This is a genomic window from Bacteroides mediterraneensis (assembly GCF_016900355.1).
GTDB lineage: Bacteria > Bacteroidota > Bacteroidia > Bacteroidales > Bacteroidaceae > Phocaeicola.
In genome coordinates this window covers 1-17,035 of the sequence record NZ_JACJKA010000039.1, presented here as the reverse complement: position 1 = coordinate 17,035, position 17,035 = coordinate 1, and the positions used below count along the sequence as shown (strand labels likewise).

At 50.0% G+C, this 17,035-nt stretch carries 15 protein-coding genes and 1 pseudogene; 8 read left to right on the top strand and 8 right to left on the bottom strand.

The annotated features are described in order from the left end of the window. Positions 1 to 106, top strand: a pseudogene (locus H6A28_RS15255) (IS982 family transposase); the annotation flags it as partial. Between the two features lie 36 nt (positions 107 to 142). After that, positions 143 to 1,423, top strand: a complete 1,281-nt coding sequence (locus H6A28_RS14320; protein WP_204480922.1) for a DUF5074 domain-containing protein — start codon at positions 143 to 145, stop codon at positions 1,421 to 1,423. A gap of 66 nt (positions 1,424 to 1,489) precedes the next feature. On the opposite strand, the gene H6A28_RS14315 is transcribed toward H6A28_RS14320, so the two are convergent. Continuing rightward, on the bottom strand, positions 1,490 to 2,449 hold the full coding sequence (locus tag H6A28_RS14315) for a LysR substrate-binding domain-containing protein (RefSeq protein WP_204480921.1): 960 nt from the start codon (positions 2,447 to 2,449) through the stop codon (positions 1,490 to 1,492). Between the two features lie 102 nt (positions 2,450 to 2,551). On the opposite strand from H6A28_RS14315, the gene H6A28_RS14310 reads away from it, so the two are divergent. Beyond that, the gene (locus tag H6A28_RS14310; RefSeq protein ID WP_204480918.1) at positions 2,552 to 2,791 is read left to right on the top strand and encodes a hypothetical protein; all 240 of its coding nucleotides are present in this window, start codon (positions 2,552 to 2,554) and stop codon (positions 2,789 to 2,791) included. A 42-nt stretch (positions 2,792 to 2,833) separates the two neighbouring features. Continuing rightward, positions 2,834 to 3,199, top strand: a complete 366-nt coding sequence (gene trxA / locus H6A28_RS14305) for a thioredoxin (protein WP_204480917.1) — start codon at positions 2,834 to 2,836, stop codon at positions 3,197 to 3,199. A 39-nt stretch (positions 3,200 to 3,238) separates the two neighbouring features. On the opposite strand, the gene H6A28_RS14300 is transcribed toward trxA, so the two are convergent. Genes H6A28_RS14300 through priA form a run of 4 tightly spaced genes read right to left on the bottom strand, consistent with a single transcriptional unit; the run spans position 3,239 to position 8,183 of the window. Continuing rightward, on the bottom strand, positions 3,239 to 4,465 hold the full coding sequence (locus H6A28_RS14300; RefSeq protein ID WP_204480916.1) for an anaerobic sulfatase-maturation protein: 1,227 nt from the start codon (positions 4,463 to 4,465) through the stop codon (positions 3,239 to 3,241). A 30-nt stretch (positions 4,466 to 4,495) separates the two neighbouring features. Next, entirely contained in the window at positions 4,496 to 4,996 is a 501-nt protein-coding gene (locus H6A28_RS14295) for a low molecular weight protein-tyrosine-phosphatase (RefSeq protein WP_204476163.1), read from the bottom strand. Then, positions 4,993 to 5,709 (bottom strand): phosphatase, encoded by a 717-nt coding sequence (locus tag H6A28_RS14290; RefSeq protein WP_204476162.1) that lies wholly within the window; start codon positions 5,707 to 5,709, stop codon positions 4,993 to 4,995. Before H6A28_RS14290 ends, H6A28_RS14295 begins: the two co-directional genes overlap by 4 nt. Positions 5,710 to 5,720: 11 nt before the next feature. Further along, positions 5,721 to 8,183, bottom strand: a complete 2,463-nt coding sequence (priA, locus tag H6A28_RS14285; protein WP_204480915.1) for a replication restart helicase PriA — start codon at positions 8,181 to 8,183, stop codon at positions 5,721 to 5,723. Between the two features lie 89 nt (positions 8,184 to 8,272). On the opposite strand from priA, the gene H6A28_RS14280 reads away from it, so the two are divergent. After that, entirely contained in the window at positions 8,273 to 9,256 is a 984-nt protein-coding gene (locus tag H6A28_RS14280) for a Gfo/Idh/MocA family protein (protein WP_204476160.1), read from the top strand. A gap of 84 nt (positions 9,257 to 9,340) precedes the next feature. Here the strand turns inward: H6A28_RS14280 and H6A28_RS14275 are convergent, their stop codons facing one another. Together H6A28_RS14275 and H6A28_RS14270 are read right to left on the bottom strand one after the other, a co-directional pair. Further along, positions 9,341 to 9,925 carry a porin family protein gene (locus H6A28_RS14275; RefSeq protein ID WP_204476159.1) on the bottom strand — a complete coding sequence of 195 codons (585 nt, stop codon included), beginning with the start codon at positions 9,923 to 9,925 and terminating at the stop codon, positions 9,341 to 9,343. Between the two features lie 138 nt (positions 9,926 to 10,063). After that, positions 10,064 to 12,349 (bottom strand): outer membrane beta-barrel family protein, encoded by a 2,286-nt coding sequence (locus H6A28_RS14270; protein ID WP_239465385.1) that lies wholly within the window; start codon positions 12,347 to 12,349, stop codon positions 10,064 to 10,066. 126 nt (positions 12,350 to 12,475) lie between these two features. On the opposite strand from H6A28_RS14270, the gene H6A28_RS14265 reads away from it, so the two are divergent. From H6A28_RS14265 to H6A28_RS14255, 3 genes are read left to right on the top strand one after another with little or no spacing between them, the layout of a single operon-like run. Next, a complete protein-coding gene (locus H6A28_RS14265) occupies positions 12,476 to 13,876 on the top strand; it encodes a sensor histidine kinase (protein WP_204480913.1) in 1,401 nt (466 codons plus the stop codon). A 13-nt stretch (positions 13,877 to 13,889) separates the two neighbouring features. Then, positions 13,890 to 14,594 (top strand): response regulator, encoded by a 705-nt coding sequence (locus H6A28_RS14260; RefSeq protein ID WP_204480923.1) that lies wholly within the window; start codon positions 13,890 to 13,892, stop codon positions 14,592 to 14,594. Between the two features lie 18 nt (positions 14,595 to 14,612). Then, positions 14,613 to 15,647 carry a threonine aldolase family protein gene (locus H6A28_RS14255; protein ID WP_204480911.1) on the top strand — a complete coding sequence of 345 codons (1,035 nt, stop codon included), beginning with the start codon at positions 14,613 to 14,615 and terminating at the stop codon, positions 15,645 to 15,647. An 81-nt stretch (positions 15,648 to 15,728) separates the two neighbouring features. Here H6A28_RS14255 and H6A28_RS14250 read toward each other — a convergent pair whose 3' ends face one another. Beyond that, complete coding sequence (locus H6A28_RS14250; protein ID WP_022353516.1) at positions 15,729 to 16,256, bottom strand: gamma carbonic anhydrase family protein; 528 nt, start codon at positions 16,254 to 16,256, stop codon at positions 15,729 to 15,731. Positions 16,257 to 17,035: the final 779 nt, after the last annotated feature.

Below are 17,035 nucleotides of genomic sequence, written 5' to 3'. Positions count from 1 at the left end.
CTTTATAGCCAACTCTTTGTCGGCTATAGCAGCATATTGCTTTTTTGAAAAGAAGCCCGCCATTGATGTAAACTTTGTCAATGACGGACAACTGTCTATTTTCTAATTTTATATCGAACTCACGTTATTTTATATTGCATGGATGGCCTGTCTGTCCTTGTGTGTGCTTCCCGGTTGTAAAAAGGAACAGAAGCTGGAACAGCCACCGGCTGAAACCCCTTCGGAGGGTACGGGAGAAAAACCTTCTGAGGGAGGAGAATCTTCGGGAGAAACCGTGTATTTGGGGGGATATGCCCGTCCGGATGGAGTCTTGATTCTGAACCAGGGAGCACCTGCCGTTGAAAACAGTTCCATTACTTATTTGGCTCCCGACGGGACAATAGAAGAAGGAGTGTATCGGAAGGTGAACGCTACGGCGCTGGGTAACGGTGCACAGGACTTATGGATGGACAATGGCAAGCTTTACATTCTCAGTGATGGAATTTATACGCTGGGAGGAGAAGAAGGAGATGGCAGTCTGGTGATAGTGGATGCCGTGACCCTGAAACGTGAGAAAACCTACAAGCTGGACGAACTGAAGTTCAAACGTCCGGAAGGCAGTCTGGATAAGGATGAATGGATTAGTTTGTCTGTTCCCTTTGAAAATATTGCCGTGTTGGACGAAAAGAATATTTTCTTTGCGGAAGGACAGGGCTTTTTCCGCCTGGACGGCACGACGGGTGAGGTAAATGTGGTGGAAGGAGCCTGTCATTTCGGTAACAAAGGAAATACCGTGGAAGCTGTGGCAATTCCCCGAGGTATTCTCCGGGTGGGCGATTGCCTGTATTGCGGGGGAGGAGGCTTCTGGGAGTCTACTCGTTTGCTGGAATTCTCGAAAGGAATGAATAAGGTGAGCCGGGTGTTACCCGATTTGAAAGGAGAGTTTATCAGTGGCTTGTTCCAGACGGGCGAACGGGAAATCGTGCTGGCTACCTGCGGCAGAGGCGGAGAGAAGAAGAGTTATCTTCAGTTTGTCGATCTGGATGCGTGGAAAGTAACGAAGACAAAGCGGATTTCGGAAGATATATCTGCCGAGTTCTTCAATACTTCCGGAGTCACGCTGGCAGGTGATTATCTGTATTATGCGGCTGGAAGTACCACGGTGAAACGTCTGTCGTTGAAGACCTGGAAGAGTGAAGAGTTTATCGATGTGCTGAAAGATGCGCCCGACGGGAAGCATTTGAACTGCAACGTGATTGCCGATCCGACCAACCAGTATGTATATGTGGCAGTATCCAACGTGTATCGGGAGGATGTAAAGCCTGATAAGAACTACCTGCTGGTGTATGATTGCAGCGGAAGTGCGCCTTCGCTGGTGCAGAAGATTGAGAACAAGACAGACTATCCGATAGGGATTTATCCTATGCGGAAGTTCTATAAATAACACTTTTTCTTGGTAGGTGACTGCAGGCCTTTGGAGCAATCCGGGGCTTGCAGTTCTTTTTATCCGCTATTTCGGTTGAGAGGGACTGGGCGTATGCCGCAACTTGATGGCATGGGTGGCCAGTCGCTTTTCCAGCATGGCGGGAGGAATGAGAATTTTCAAGGTATCCAGTACGGCATTGACCATCCGCTCGCGGATAAAGTCGTCTTTTATCAGGATAGAAATGCAGCGTTGGGCCGGCGGATTGAAGGGCAGCGGCAGGATGTGGGCCCGCTGTTTCTCTGTGAGCGACTGGATATGCAGCTCAGGAATGATGGTGTATCCTCCGTTGCGGTCCACGATTTTAATCAGCGTCTCAATACTGCCGGCCTCGTAGATGTGGTTGCCGATGTCCTTGTTCTGGCAGAAGTTCAAGCCGTTTTGGGGCATGCAGTGTCCTTCTTTCAACACCCACATCTGTTCCGGTGGCAGGACACCGTGGCTGAGGCAGTTTTTGGTTTGGTCGCATTGCTCGGAAAGGTAGGCCACGAACTTTTCGGTATAGACCGGTATTTCCAGAATGCGGGCATCTGCTTCTTCCGGAGAGGTACTGAGGGCCATGTCCAGGTTTCCGTACTTGAGTTCCTGCAGCAGGGCTTTCTTTTCTCTTTCATCGATGAAGAGGCTGACGTGAGGATAGGCTTTCCGAAAATGATAGATGAAATCGGGTACCAGATAAGGGGCTACCGTGGGCAATACGCCGATGCGCAGGCTGCCGTTCATGCGGTCGGTTTCGTCGGCTACTACCTCCTTGATGCGCTGGGTTTCGTTCAAGGCCATCTGCGCCTGCCGGATAATCTTTTCTCCGATGCGGGTGGGGGAGATATTCTTCCGGTCACGGTTGAAAATCTTGACGTCGAGTTCTTCTTCCAGTTTTTGAATCATGGCACTGAGGGTGGGCTGTGTCACTCCACAGGCTTCGGCGGCAAGTACGAAGTGGCGGTATTTGTCGAGGGCCACGATGTATTCCATCTGTTGTAAAGTCATGGTTCAATAGATTTTATCAATACAAAGATAGGAAAAATCTGTTGTGGGGTTAATGGTTTCCTCGTACTTTTGTCTCAGAAACCAAGAAAAAAAGTGTTGACAATGAAAAGATTATTTCGCAATTGGGATGTGCTTCGGGTGATACGCCTTCTGGCCGGAGCGGTGTTTGCAGGGTATGGCATCTATGCCTCAGATTCCCTGATGATCATATTGGGCGGGTTGTTGATGCTGATGGCCGTGGTCAACTGGCCCTGCTGTGCGGCGGGAGGATGCGGCACTTCTACCGGAAACAAGGCTTTGTATAAGGATTTTGTGAAACCTTATCGGGCAGAGAATAAATAACAGAGATAAATATAAAAGTGTAAAATCTAAAAACAGAAGAATATGAGTGCAGTACATTTGAACAAAGCAGATTTTTTGACGAAAGTAGCTAACTATGAAACGAGTCCGAACGAATGGAAGTTCCTCGGCAGCCGTCCGGCACTGATTGATTTTTATGCCACTTGGTGTGGCCCTTGCAAGATGTTGGCTCCGGTGCTCGACGAACTGGCCGATGAATATGCCGGACAGGTGGATATCTATAAAGTAAATGTAGACGAAGAGGAAGAACTGGCGGCTCTGTTCGGTATCCGTAGCGTACCTTCATTGCTGTTTGTGCCAATGACGGGTACTCCACAGATGGCGCAGGGAGCATTGCCAAAGAAGAACCTGAAGGATGCCATTCAGAATGTGTTGTTGAAGAACGAGTGACACAATTTGTCAGGTGGTATATGAAAAAAGGGAGGGCTGTTACAGCTCTCCCTTTTTGATGGCTTCCATGATGTTGGCCGGTGCGCGTTCGGCCAGCAGTTCTTTTTTCATATAGTCCATGTAGGGGGCCACGTGCTGGAAGAACTGATGGTATCCCTTGCACAGGTAATTCAATCCCGGTTCGCCGTCGGCGGTGTGGGTGAATCGGTTTTTCGGGCACTCGCCGTTGCAGGCAAAAAGGAATTCACATTCCTTGCACTGGCGGGGAAGGGCATCCTGTTTCATCTGTCCGAACTGGAGCTGACGGTCGCTGTACATCATTTCGACCAGTGTCTTTTCGTTTATGTTGCCCAGCTTGTATTCTGGAAAGACAAAGTGGTCGCAGGAATATACATCGCCGTTGAATTCCATGACACCGGCATGTCCGCAGGTCTTGGCCATCGTGCAGATGCCCGGTTGCACGCCGACCCAGTTGGCCAGGGTAGAGTCAAACAATTGGATGAAGAATTTGCCCACGTCTTCACGTACCCATTCATCGAACAGGGTGCAGAGAAAGTTTCCCCATTGTTCCGGCGATACGGAGAAGTCGGCCAGTTTCTCTCCTTCTTGCAGCGGGCTGGCCAGGTGGCGTCCGTCGGCATGGGGACTGATACGTTCCACAATCGGAGTAAACTGGATGTAGCGGCAGTCAATCTCCTTGAAGAAATGATAGAAATCCAGCGGGTAGTCGGCATTGAAGTCGTTGACTACGGCCAGGGCATTCCATTCTACTCCGTGTTTCTTTAGCAGATGGATGCCTTGCATCACCTTGACGAACGACGGGCGTCCCTGCCGGTTCTTGCGGTACTCGTCGTGAAACTCCTGTGGACCGTCAATCGACACGCCTACCAACCAGTTGTTCTTGCGGAAGAATTCGCACCATTCGTCGGTCAGTAACGTACCATTAGTTTGGATGCAGTTGTCGATGGTGTGTCCGCCGGCATACTTCTGTTGCAGTTCCATCACTCGTTTATAGAAACTGAGCGGGCGCATCAGGGTTTCTCCTCCGTGCCAGGTGAAGAGTACCTGTGGCATGGTTTGGGAACTGATGTATTCACGGATGAACTTTTCCAGCAGTTCATCGTTCATCACGTGTTTGGAGATATCTTTATACAAGTTCGCCTTTTCCAGGTAGTAACAATAGTCGCATGCCAGGTTGCAGACCGCTCCGACGGGTTTGGTCATCACATACAGCGGGCGGGCAAAAGGCGCAATGGTTTGATTCATGGTATTTCTTATTTAGGTAAGTGATTCAAGTTATTTTTCAGCGGTTTCTTTGTGCTCGGGAGTCTCCGTTAAATGCTCCAGTAATCCTTGGCAGGCATCTTCCAAAATGTCGAGTACATTCTCGAAGCCTTGTGCCCCTCCATAATAAGGGTCGGGCACGTGGTCGATGACCTTGGTGCGGCAGAAGTCCGTCATGCGGTGGATTTTCTGTTCGCTCTCCAAATCAGGAGCTTTCTCGCGTAGGGCATCGATGTTGCGGTCGTCCATTCCTAAAATCCAGTCGAAGTGATAGAAATCCTCCGTACGGACCGGGCGTGAACGGTGCGTCAGTTCATAGCCTCTGCGGAGGGCATGTGCCCGCATGCGTGCATCCGGCAATTCTCCTTCGTGAAAGCCGATGATGCCTGCGGAATCAATTTCAAACTCTTTTTCTCTTCCCGCCCGACGTACCAGGGTACGCATGATTTCTTCGGCAGAAGAGGAACGGCAGATGTTGCCGAGGCAGACAAAAAGTATGCGTTGTTTTTTCATTTGTCGAGGTGTAAATACTGTTTAAAGCGGGCCACATCGGTGTTCAGGATGAGGCTTTCCGGAAATTCGGTTTCCTTGACCAGCTCCAGGGCATGGTCGTAGGTAGCGATATCGAACGAGATGTGGGCGTCGCTTCCCAGAATGACCGGTACTTCGTATTGTTTGCAGAGGCGGAGTATCTCCAGGTTGTTGGGGCGTGCTTCTACCTTCTTTCGGCAGGGCTTCAAGGAGCTGTTGTTGATTTCCAGCAACGTGTGATTCGCTTTGGCGGCCTGTACAATCGGTTCGAAAAGCAGTTTGGCTGTTCCATCGCCCGGGTGACTGATGATGTGCGTGTACGGATTTTCAATGGCCTTGATCATGCCATGGGTATTCTCTTCAGGAGTGCCCGGGGTGTAGCATAAAGAATGAATCCCCGCAATCCGCAAATCTAGCAGGTTCATGTGAAACTCGTCCAGGTCGAGGGTGCCTTCCGTGTCGAGGATGTTGATTTCCGCTCCGAGCAGGAGGTCGATGCCGTACATCTGCCGTGGCACCACGTGCAGGTTGCGGAAGTAAATCAGGTGGCAGCTTCCGGGGATGCCCGGTGTATGTTCCGTGATGCCGAGCAGCTTTAGTCCCTTGTCGGCGGCTGCCCGTGCCATTTCCTGCAGGCTGCTGAACGCATGTCCGCTGGCGATGGTGTGCGTATGTACATCTAATTCTATCTTCATTGTGATATGGTTTAAGTAGGGTCTACATCATAATATACCATGAGCGAACGGAAACGCTCGTCTTCTATCAGGCTCCGTTGCACTTGGGTCAGGTAACGGCGCACTTTGCTTAGCGAGGCTTCCTGTTCTATCTTGATGACAATCTTCCGGATGAAAAGCGATTGTATCCGGGCTACCGGCGGTTTGTCCGGTCCCAGTATCCGTTCGCCCATGCCTTGGCGCAGACGGGATGCCATAAGCTTTGCTGCCTGCGTCAGAATGTCTTCTTTGCGATGCTTCAGGTACACATAAATCAGGCGATAGAAAGGGGGATATTTGAACAGCCTCCGTTCTTCCATCTGCTCTTGGTACAACCGGGCATAGTCGTTGGCCATAATCTGATGGATGAGTGGGTTTTCCGGCGATTTGGTTTGGAGTACCACCAGTCCCTGTTTGTTCTTTCGTCCGGCCCGTCCGGCCACCTGCGCCATGAGTTGGAAGGCCCGTTCATACGAACGGAAGTCGGGATAGTTCATCATGGAGTCGGCATTCAGGATGCCCACCACGCTTACCCGGTCGAAGTCGAGTCCTTTGGAAATCATCTGCGTACCAATCAGAATATCCGTTTTCCCTTCCTCAAAGTCACTGATGATGCGTTCGTAGGCCGTACGGGTACGGGTGGTGTCCAAGTCCATCCGGGCCACCCGGGCCTCCGGAAAAATCTGTTTGATGTCGTCTTCAATCTTTTCCGTCCCGAAGCCCCGGTTCACCAGTTCCACTCCGCCACAAGCTGGACAGGCTGTGGGTACGGCGTAGGTATAGCCGCAATAGTGGCACGTCAGCTGGTGAAGCACCTTGTGGTAGGTCAGACTCACGTCACAGTTCTTGCAACGGGGCACCCATCCGCAAGTGCGACATTCAATCATCGGCGCGAAGCCCCGTCGATTCTGGAATAGGATGACTTGTTCCTTTTGCTCCAAGGCTTCCCGTATCTTCTGTAACAGCAGGGGAGAGAATTGTGCCGTCATCCGTTTCTTACGGGCCAGTTCCTTGATGTCCACCAGTTCGATGTGCGGTAACTGGATTTGCTGGTGACGCTCCGTCAGTTCCACGAGTCCGTATTTCCCGCTTCGGGCATGGAAGTAACTTTCCAGGCTGGGGGTAGCGGTGCCCAGCAAAGTCTTGGCTCCGTACATGGAAGCCAGCATGATGGCCGCGTTCCGGGCATGATACCGCGGGGCAGGGTCCTGCTGCTTGTAACTCGTCTCATGTTCCTCATCCACGATGACCAGTCCCAGCCTTCGGAACGGGAGGAACACGGACGAACGGACCCCCAGTATCACATCGTAATCTTGCTCGGTGAGTTGTTTCTGCCAGATTTCCACCCGTTCCGCATCGGGAAATTTGGAATGATACACTCCCAGCCGTGCCCCGAATACCCGTCGCAATCGTTCGGTGATTTGAGTAGTGAGGGCAATTTCTGGGAGGAGGTAGAGTACCTGCTTGCCGGCTTTCAGCACTTCCTCTATCAGGTGGATATAGATTTCAGTCTTACCACTGGCGGTCACTCCATGCAGCAGACAGACATTCTTTGTTTGAAAACAAGTCAGAATCTCATAAAAAGCCCGTTGTTGGGCGGGGCTGAGGGTATGTACGGGGAGCGTTTCGGCTTTTCCGTCAGTTAGTCTGCCGATTTCGTACAGATAAGTTTCCAGTATGTGTTTATCGACCAGTCCTTTGAAGGTGGATTGTGTTTGTCCAGATGCTTCCAGCAATTGCTTCTTGCTGACTTCCCGGATATCTTTCCCTTCGGCGTTCCATCCCGACAGTTCCAGGTATTTCATTAGGATGGCCTGCTGTTTAGGAGCTCGTGCCAACAAATCAAACTGGATGTGTAAGTGATGTTCGTTCTGCAGGGCCTCGGTAAGGCGGACCCGTGTTTCTGTACGTGGTTTGTAGTTTCGCTTGATTTCTTCCTTGATACAGATGGCTTCTTTCTCCAGCAGTGATTTGATAACCGGTAATAGATTTTTCATTCCACTGGCCTTCTCCAACTGTGTGACACATTGTTCTGGGTCGGCACTGAGCAAATCCAGAATACGCTGTTCTCGGGGAGGAAGTGGTTCTGAAGCTACAAAGTCCGGATTGTATTCCACCAGCGTTTCACTTTCCAGCTTCATGCCCGAAGGAAGGGCTGCCTTGTACACATCGCCCAGCGTACAGAGATAATAGTCGGCCAGCCATTTCCAGAATGAAAATTGCCGTCCCAATAAGACGGGACGTGAATCGAGAATTTCAGAGATGTCCTTGGTTTCGTATGCCTCGGGAGCCGTTTCGTGTACCTTTGTCACAATGGCAGTATAGAACTTCTTCGGTCCGAAGGGTACGATGACCCGACAGCCCGGCTGTATACCCTCTTCCAGACTTTCCGGAAGGGAGTAAGTATATTGGCTGGCAATGGGCAGCGGAACGATGACATCTACGAACTTTTTCATACTGCAAAGGTATAAAAAGCCCCTCACATAGCTGGTTCCCATCTGAAACTTTTATAGCTTTGTGTCCTGGTTTTAATATTTAATGAGAGATGAAAATTTACAATATCGGAATTATCGGATGTGGCGGGATTGCCAGTAAAATGGCGGCCACCCTTGGAGGAATGAAAGGAGTGAAACGGTATGCAGTGGCTTCGCGTACGTTAGAGAAGGCGCAGGCTTTTGCCGGCAAGTGGGAGTTTGCGAAGGCCTACGGAAGTTATGAAGAACTGGTATCTGACCCGGAAGTCGACTTGATTTACATCGCCACTCCTCATGCCATGCATTACGACAATGCTCGCATGTGCATCGAAAAAGGAAAGCCTGTGTTGTGCGAGAAGGCTTTTACCGCCAATGCCCGTCAGGCTGCCGAGCTATTGAAGTTGGCCGAGGAAAAGAAGGTATTCCTGACTGAAGCCATCTGGACCCGCTATATGCCGCTTTCACTGAAGATTCGGGAATTGCTGGAAGAAGGTGTCATTGGTACGCCTTATACGCTTTCGGCTAATTTGGGGTATGTGATTGACCGGAAAGAACGCATCCTGCGTCCGGAGCTGGCGGGAGGTGCATTATTGGATTTGGGAGTGTATCTACTTAACTTTGCTGCCATGTATTTCGGTAAGGAGGTGGCTTCTGTCCATTCTGTTTGTCAGAAGACCGATACAGGAGTCGATGCGCAGGAAAACATCACCCTGCTGTTCCAAGATGGAAAGATGGCGGCTTTACAGGCCAGTATTCATGCCGTGACCGACCGTATGGGAGTGATTTCGGGCGATAAAGGTCATCTGATTGTAGAGAACATCAACAACCCGCAGTCGGTTCGAATCTTGGATGCGAACTATCAGACGGTAGCGGTATACGAAGCCCCGCGGCAGATTACAGGTTACGAGTACCAGGTATATGCTTCTTTGGAAGCTATCGAGAAAGGCTGGCTGGAGTCACCCTATATGCCGCATGCCGAAACGCTTCGTATCATGCAGCAGATGGATACCCTCCGCAAGGAATGGGGAGTGATATATCCGTGTGACCACGAATAAGCGTATATTACTATAGAATAAAACCTCCTTTAAAGCGGTTCTGAACAGGCTTTAAAGGAGGTTTTAAAATTTATGCTTAACGACTTAGAACAGATAAGCTACTGAAACTTGCCAAGTGTTTTGTTTGAAACCAATCGTAGTAAGGTCTTCCAGATCTTCTATGTGTATCTTACCATTGTCTTTCAAGGCAAAGTTGTAGTTGGCACCTACCTGCAGGTGGCTGAACATCTTCAAACCTACTCCCACATTGAAACTGGTGGTGTTTTTCTTGAATTCGCAGATGTTGTTAAACCAGCGGTCGCCCACGTTAAATCCGAATTGCGGACCTACGGCTACGTATGCACCTACCAGACTGCTGAATCCGATGTTCCATTTCAGGTTAATCGGAATTTCAATACTTTTTTTAGTAGAGGTACCTTCTTCTGAATCCACGCCAAACTGGTTGTACAATAGAGAACCGTCGATGCCCAGTCCTAAGATTGGCAAGGTAAATTCGGCAGTCGGACCTACAAAGAATCCCGCTCTGTTGTCTTTGCTGACGATATCTTTAGAGAGATGCAGTTTGGAAACATTCAGACCTGCTTTTACTCCAAAATGTATTTGGGCTTGCGCCGGAATGGCAAGAGCCAGACAGGCTATCACCATCAGTGTAGATAATAATTTCTTCATAATTTTCTTCGTTTAGAGGTTTTTACAAAGTTAGACATAAATTGGAAATTACAAAGAAAGCAGGGCTGAAAAGTGCATCTTACTTTTGAATATTTATGGTATGACAAAAGTACTCAGCGTGTTATAGAGTGCGGTAAGTCAGTTACCGAACCGTGAAGTATCCACTTCTTTCACTTCTTTTTTCTTGTATCCGCCAAAGCGGTAACTGAACGACAGGGTGACGTTTTGCAGGTGGCTTTGGGTATTCATGTCGAGATACTGTGCTCCGTTCCGAACCCTGGTTTTGGGGTTCATGGTATTGAAGATGTCACTGCCTTTCAGTTGGAGCATGGCTCTGTCTTTGGCAAAAGTATAACGCAGGGCGGCATCCACGAAGCCTACCGGTTGGATGTCGTAACTTCCCTGTATGGATTGGGTCTGTCCGAAAGCGGTGACTTCCATTCTCAGGTTGGGACGACGGCACAGCTGGAAGGTATTTGTCCACTGGCTTACTCCCACCCATTGCTGTTGGTTGAAAGGCGCATCATAGTATGCGCTGGCCTTGTCGTGCTTTAAGCTTGCCTGCAGGGTGAGGCGGCTGTCCCACCAGTTGCCCACCTTGAAAGGAAGGATGGCTGTAAAATCGAGTTCTTGGCTGTAATCCCAGTTTTGCCAGTTGTAGATGGCTTTCAGACGGTCAGAATCCAGGTAGACGGTCTGCATGAAATAATCGGGTATATAGCTGTAGCTTACCTGAAAGATGTACTTGCTTTTCAGAATGTAGGTCAGGTCGGCATCATACTCGGTATAAGGACGAAGAAAAGGATTTCCGACACTCTCGTTGTAGCCGTTCAGGTAGCTGGTGGCCCCGCTCAGTGTCCAGTAGTCGGGGTAAGTCTTGTCGGAACTGAAAGACAGCTGGAGGATGTGGGAGGCCGACGGCATATAATTCAACTGGAGAGTGGGGTAGACAGCCCATTTCCGGTAATTCTGCATCTGATAGTATTCCAACGTAGCAGAAGCGCTCAGCGTCCATTGGGAGTTGAACGGCTTGTCGAATCCGGCATAGACGTTGTAGGTATATTCGCGGAGGCGGTTGTACAGGTTGTTATCCTGCATTTCCGGTTGGTCATAGTCCTGCATGTTCCGGTTGTACACGTAGGAAAAGGAAGTCCCGTAGTTCAGTGTCCAGTCGTGCGACAGTGAATGGCTCTGGTCGGCATAGATTTTCCAGCGGTCGATTTGCTGGTCAGAACGGCTTACGAAACGGGTTTCCACATCTTCTGGACTCCGGTCGAAGAAGTTTTGGGTATCGGTCGAGGTGAAATAGGTATAGTCGGCGCCGGCCCGGAAACCGAATCCGGAGGTGTAGTTCAAGGCCGCGTTGTGCATCTGATGGTGTGTGCGGGAATCATTGAACGATTCGGAGATGCTGCCGCTGGAATGGCTGTGGTGCTGGCTGTTAGGACTGAACTGGGTGGTGTACGACAATTCGAGGGAGTTGTCTGCATCGAACTTGTAGGTTCCTCCGGCCCGTAGGGTATGTGACAGGCTGCGTCCCGTGTGCTCGGTCACCTGGTTCACGTCGTACACTTGTCCTTTCACCGTATGATGCGCGAGGAAGTCGATGTAACCTCGGGTGTAGCTGCTTTGAAGGTTGTACATGAAATCCAGGTCGACCTTGGGAGATGTATAGGCCAGTGTGACGCCTCCGTTACCCCCGGCTTCCTTCTGCTGTTTGTATTCACCGCGGATTTCTCCTTGCAGCCCTCCTTCCCCGGGCTTGTATCCTTTCAGCACGAGGTTGATGGCCGCACCGCGCACGTGGTACTGTGGAGGAGCGCTGTACATCACTTCCGCTTTTTCCACACGCGAGGCCGGCATACCTTTTAAGAGTGTGATGAGTTGTTCGTAGGTCATGGACGAGGGACGACCGTTCAGCAGCAGACTGACGCTGCCTGCTCCGGCCAAGGTCAGTACGTCGTTCTGTTCAATCACGCCCGGAAGCTGTTTGAGAGCCTCGTAGGTGTTAGTGACCAGCCGTTGGGAAATCAGCTGCGGCATGTCGTAGCTCAGACGGCTGCCTTCCACAGTGACCAGCGGACGTTCGCCTTCTACCACGACCTCTTGAAGGGCATAGTCTTTCGGCTGCAATACAAATGTACCGGCTTCCTTTTCGCTTCCCTCTTTTTCCAGGGTTTCATACAGCAGGTGCTGGAAGAGCAGACGGTAGCGTGTCGGCTGGTGATTCAGCAGAAAAGTGCCGTCAGTATTCGTGATGGTGGCTTCTACAAATATAGAATCAATAGTTTGGAGTACGACCGTGGCTCCGTCAATGGGCTGATCAGACGGGTCGGTGACTTTCCCGGTGATGGTTTGTGCAGTGGCTGTGCCGAGCAGCGTACCGAGCAGTAACAAGATGCTCACTAAAAAATACTTTTTCATATCGTTCGTGTCTTTATCTTTCATTATCTTTGACACTGCAAAACTAAAAAGCCCGTTTCGCTTTTTGGGTTAAGGCAAGGTTAACGCTACGTTAACGGCTTTCGTTTACGTGAAGAATATACGGTTATGAAGATGAAACACATTCGCTGGATTGCGGTAGTGGGACTGATTGCGATTGTCGAACTGCAGTATGTCTGGCTGGTCAATACTTACAAGCTGACACGGGAGAATGTCATGCGGCAAAGTCATGAGCTCTTCAAGGATGCGGCGCTTCAGGAAACTTTCTGTCGGATGAGCCTCTGGAAACAACTGTATGGGAAGAAGGATTCCACGTATACTTATCAATTTAAACTGGAGGAGGAGGTGGAGGACAGCGATACGCTGCAGTCTTCCACGCCGGAAACGCGCGAGTTCATCGAATCGGCAGTCTTTATCGCTCTGCAGGAAGGGGTGTTGAATACGTTTAAGATGGATGTGTCTTTGCATCGTTTGGATTCTATTTATACCCACTTGCTGGATTCGGTCGGTATCTCGGCCAAGGTGTCGACTTGTATGACGGATTCGTTGGGGAATGTGTTACGGGCCTCTTCTCCGCAGGCAAAGCTGGAAGGACAGCAATACTTGAAGACGCAGCCGATAGCTCTCGACATGGCGCATACTCGCTATCTGCAAGGGGTGATTCTGAATCCTTATTGGGTGATTTTCCAGCGCATGACGCTACTGCTGATTGCCACGGTGCTGATTATGGCGTTGGTCATTATTTGCATTGTGTATCAGATACGGGTCATTATCCGTCAGGACAAGATTGCCAAGGTAAGAGAGGATTTCTCGTATGCTATGATTCACGACATGAAGACGCCGCTAAGCTCTATCCTGATGGGAACGGAGATTTTGGAAAGTGGGCGTTTGGACGGACAACCGGAAAAGAAGGAACGGTATTTCCGGATTGTGAAGGAGGAAGGAGAGCATTTGCTGGCACTGACCAATAAGGTGCTGACGCTTTCCAAGTTGGAGAATCATGCACTGAAATTAGAGCAGACGGATTGTTTGCTCCGGCCGATTCTGGAGGACTTGGCGGAGAAGTACAAGGCGAAGGCAACCAAGCCGGTGACGTTTGTCTGGCATTTGCAGGAGGAGACAGTCTGGGCGGATGAAGAATTTCTGAAAGAAGCGCTCAGTAACTTGATAGACAATGCCTTGAAGTATTCGGGTGAATCGGTGGAGATTAGCTTCCTTTCGGAACGGAAAGCGGATGGGACCGTCTGTGTGACAGTGGCCGACAATGGCTTCGGTATTCCTTTGAAAGACCAGCGGAAGATTTTTGAGAAATATGAACGGGCGGAAGCCAGTGTGCGCAGCCGTTCCGGAGGCGCTCCCGGCTTCGGACTGGGACTAAACTATGTGCTCCGGATTATGGAGGCACACGGCGGTCGGGTCACACTGGAAAGCATGGAGGGCGAATACAGTCGGTTTACGTTGGTTTTCCCTCCAGAGAGTGCCATGGAAGATAAAAAAGAGGAACAATAATATGGAAGGACAGATCATCAAACTGCTGTTGGTGGAAGACGATGCGAACCTGTGTTATATCATTCAGGGAGGCTTGGAGGATATGATTGGCGGGTATAAGGTGCTGACGGCAGCCAATGGCGAGGAGGGACTGGCGGTGTGGAAGGCAGAGCAGCCGGATGTCATCGTAGCCGACATCGAGATGCCGGTGATGGATGGGTATGAGATGGTGAAACGCATCCGGGAAGAGGATGAGCATATCCCCATCTTGTTTACTTCCGGACGGGTTTCGCCGAAAGATGTGGTGAAAGGTTATGAACTGGGTGTGAACAACTATGTCAAGAAACCGTTTCTGGCCGAAGAACTGCATGCGCATGTCACGGCTTTGTTGAAATTGACCCGGGGCCTGCAAGTGCAGAAGGAGGGGCAGGAGGTACCCATCGGACAATTGTTCTCGTTTGATATCACACGCGGAGTCTTGAAGCAGAAAGGTGGAGAAGAGCGCATGCTGACGGTGCGGGAGGCCGATTTGCTCCGTATGTTGTGCGAGCACAAAGGGCAAGTCGTGCGGCGGGAGGTTATCTTGTCTCGCCTGTGGAATACGGAAGAGGATTATTTTGCTTCGCGCAGCCTGGATGTTTTCGTGTCGCGTCTGCGGAAGTTGCTGGCAGCCGATGAGACGGTGGAGCTGAAGACCGTGAAGGGCGTCGGTTTGATATTGGAAGAAAGAAAAGTCTAATTTAAATACAAAACGAATATGCAATATTTTAAAAGTGATTACATGGAAGGAGCGCATCCGCTGATTCTGGAGCGCTTGAGTCAGACGAATATGGAAAAAACTTCGGGTTACGGCACGGATGAGTATTGTGCTTCGGCCCGTCGGAAGATCGCGGAGGCATGCGGTTGTCCGCAGGCGGAAGTGCATTTCATGGTGGGAGGTACGCAGACTAATGCCACGGTCATCACAGCTGTGCTGCGTCCGTATGAGGGGGTGATTGCGGCTGTAACCGGTCACATCAACCAGCATGAAGCCGGAGCGGTGGAAGCGGGAGGTCACAAGGTACTGGCTTTGCCTCACCACGAAGGGAAACTGAATGCAGCGGAGGTAGACCGTTATGTGACAGCCTTTTATCAAGACCCGAGCTGGGACCACATGGTAGCACCGGGGATGGTGTACATTTCACATCCTACGGAGTACGGTACGCTGTACACTTTGGAAGAACTGAAGGCTTTGTCTGCCGTATGTCGCAAGCATAAGATTCCGTTGTTCTTGGATGGAGCCCGTCTGGGTTACGGACTGGCAGCACGGGATACGGATGTGACCCTGAAGGACATCGCTGCCTTGTGTGATATTTTCTATATCGGCGGAACCAAGGTGGGAGCGTTGTTTGGAGAAGCCGTGGTGATGCCGCAGCCCGGAATGATTCGTCAGTTTGATACGATTATTAAGCAACGGGGTGTATTGTTGGCCAAAGGACGTCTGTTAGGATTGCAGTTCGATACCTTGTTTACCGACGGGTTGTATGTGAAGATTGCCCGTCATGCCATCGACATGGCAGAACGGATTGTAGAAGGACTGAAGGCATACGGTTATACGTTTTTCATTCGTCCGCAGAGTAACCAGCTGTTTGTTACGCTCGAAAACAGTTTGTTTGAAAAACTGGAACAGCGCGTCGGATTTGAAGTTTGGGAAAAACGTGCCGACGGAACGACGGTGGTACGTATCGCTACCAGTTGGGCTACCCGGGAAGAAGATGTGGCCGAATTGCTGGAAGAGTTGAAGAAGAAATAACCGTTGATAAATAGTGGAATTAGGAATCCGGCCTCGCAAAGCCATCGGTTTTTACCGGAATGCTTTGCGGGGCCGGTTGTTTTATTTCGCCTCTTCTTCCTTGAACCAAGAGGCATACATCAGGTAGCCGTTGGCAATTTTCTGGTTGAGTTCCTTGCTTTGTGCCGGATCGACTTTTTTGATGAACTTGGCCGGGACGCCTCCCCAAAGGGTGTGAGGCTCGATGACGGTGTTCGCCAATACCAGGGCACCGGCAGCCACGATGGCTCCTTCTCCCACTACGGCGTGGTCGAGTAGGGTAGATCCCATGCCAATCAAGGCGTTGTCGTGTACGCAGGCTCCGTGAAGTGTCACGTTGTGGCCGATGGATACGTCGTTGCCGATTTCTACCGTTGATTTTTCATACAAGGTGTGGAGTACGGTGCCGTCCTGGATGTTCACCCGATCACCGATACGGATGGAGTTCACATCGCCCCGAAGTACGGCATTGAACCATACGCTACAGTCTCGTCCCATTACTACGTCGCCAATAATCGTGGCGTTATCGGCCAGATAACAGTTCTCGCCGATTTGAGGAGTAAATCCTCTGACAGATTTTATAAGTGCCATAAGTTTGTTTCATTTGATAGAGTGGTCTAAGTTAGTAGATTTTTGGGAATTCTCTATGATTTTTGTAGGTCTTGTAGCAGCTTTTCTGTAGAGGTTGAATGCTGGCAGGGCTGATTCTTTCAGGGAAGGGACTATTTTTCAGAAATATTAGGGCGATAAATCTCTTTTTTCTTTATGTTTTCTATGTTTCCGTCAGGGGAGACGTATGTTTCCCTGCTGAGAAACGTACGTTTTCCACGGCGGAAACATACGTTTTTCGATAGGAAAACATAGAAAATGTCGGGATTCTTTAGCAAAAATGTGCCTGCGGTGCGAATTTCTCAGGTCATTATTTGTCATGCTGCCTGCGAAAACTACGGCTTTTATGGCGGACTGGTGATTCCGTTTCCTGCGTTTTCGGGCGTTTTTTCCGGTTTTTGGCTTTCGTGCAAAGAAATTTCGTGCAGGATTTTTCCGTGTTTCCGCTGTTTTTTTGTACCGGTTGGGCATGCATCTTTGCCTTTCCCTTTTACACCTGCGCCATATGCGCGCACGTACACGCCCGCGCGAAAAATAATGCAGGGTTATTCACTCCTGTTTCCGAAAGCATCAAAAAATATTCACCTATAACCTTCTTGTTCCCAGTAATTTACGAAATTTCTTCAAAAAATCTGCAAAAAAGTATTGCGTAAAAGTTGCAGGAAAGGAAAAAGTGCGTACCTTTGCAACCGCTTTCGAGAGGGAGAGCCGCTGAGAATGACAGACTGACAAAGAGAGGCAGACACTTGAAGGCGCTGCAC

Bases quoted from the DNA above. Each gene is read 5' to 3' on its own strand.
- H6A28_RS14320 (WP_204480922.1), top strand. From the start codon at position 143: ATGGCCTGTCTGTCCTTGTGTGTGCTTCCCGGTTGTAAAAAGGAACAG.
- H6A28_RS14315 (WP_204480921.1), bottom strand. From the start codon at position 2,449: ATGACTTTACAACAGATGGAATACATCGTGGCCCTCGACAAATACCGC.
- H6A28_RS14310 (WP_204480918.1), top strand. From the start codon at position 2,552: ATGAAAAGATTATTTCGCAATTGGGATGTGCTTCGGGTGATACGCCTT.
- trxA (WP_204480917.1), top strand. From the start codon at position 2,834: ATGAGTGCAGTACATTTGAACAAAGCAGATTTTTTGACGAAAGTAGCT.
- H6A28_RS14300 (WP_204480916.1), bottom strand. From the start codon at position 4,465: ATGAATCAAACCATTGCGCCTTTTGCCCGCCCGCTGTATGTGATGACC.
- H6A28_RS14295 (WP_204476163.1), bottom strand. From the start codon at position 4,996: ATGAAAAAACAACGCATACTTTTTGTCTGCCTCGGCAACATCTGCCGT.
- H6A28_RS14290 (WP_204476162.1), bottom strand. From the start codon at position 5,709: ATGAAGATAGAATTAGATGTACATACGCACACCATCGCCAGCGGACAT.
- priA (WP_204480915.1), bottom strand. From the start codon at position 8,183: ATGAAAAAGTTCGTAGATGTCATCGTTCCGCTGCCCATTGCCAGCCAA.
- H6A28_RS14280 (WP_204476160.1), top strand. From the start codon at position 8,273: ATGAAAATTTACAATATCGGAATTATCGGATGTGGCGGGATTGCCAGT.
- H6A28_RS14275 (WP_204476159.1), bottom strand. From the start codon at position 9,925: ATGAAGAAATTATTATCTACACTGATGGTGATAGCCTGTCTGGCTCTT.
- H6A28_RS14270 (WP_239465385.1), bottom strand. From the start codon at position 12,349: ATGAAAAAGTATTTTTTAGTGAGCATCTTGTTACTGCTCGGTACGCTG.
- H6A28_RS14265 (WP_204480913.1), top strand. From the start codon at position 12,476: ATGAAGATGAAACACATTCGCTGGATTGCGGTAGTGGGACTGATTGCG.
- H6A28_RS14255 (WP_204480911.1), top strand. From the start codon at position 14,613: ATGCAATATTTTAAAAGTGATTACATGGAAGGAGCGCATCCGCTGATT.
- H6A28_RS14250 (WP_022353516.1), bottom strand. From the start codon at position 16,256: ATGGCACTTATAAAATCTGTCAGAGGATTTACTCCTCAAATCGGCGAG.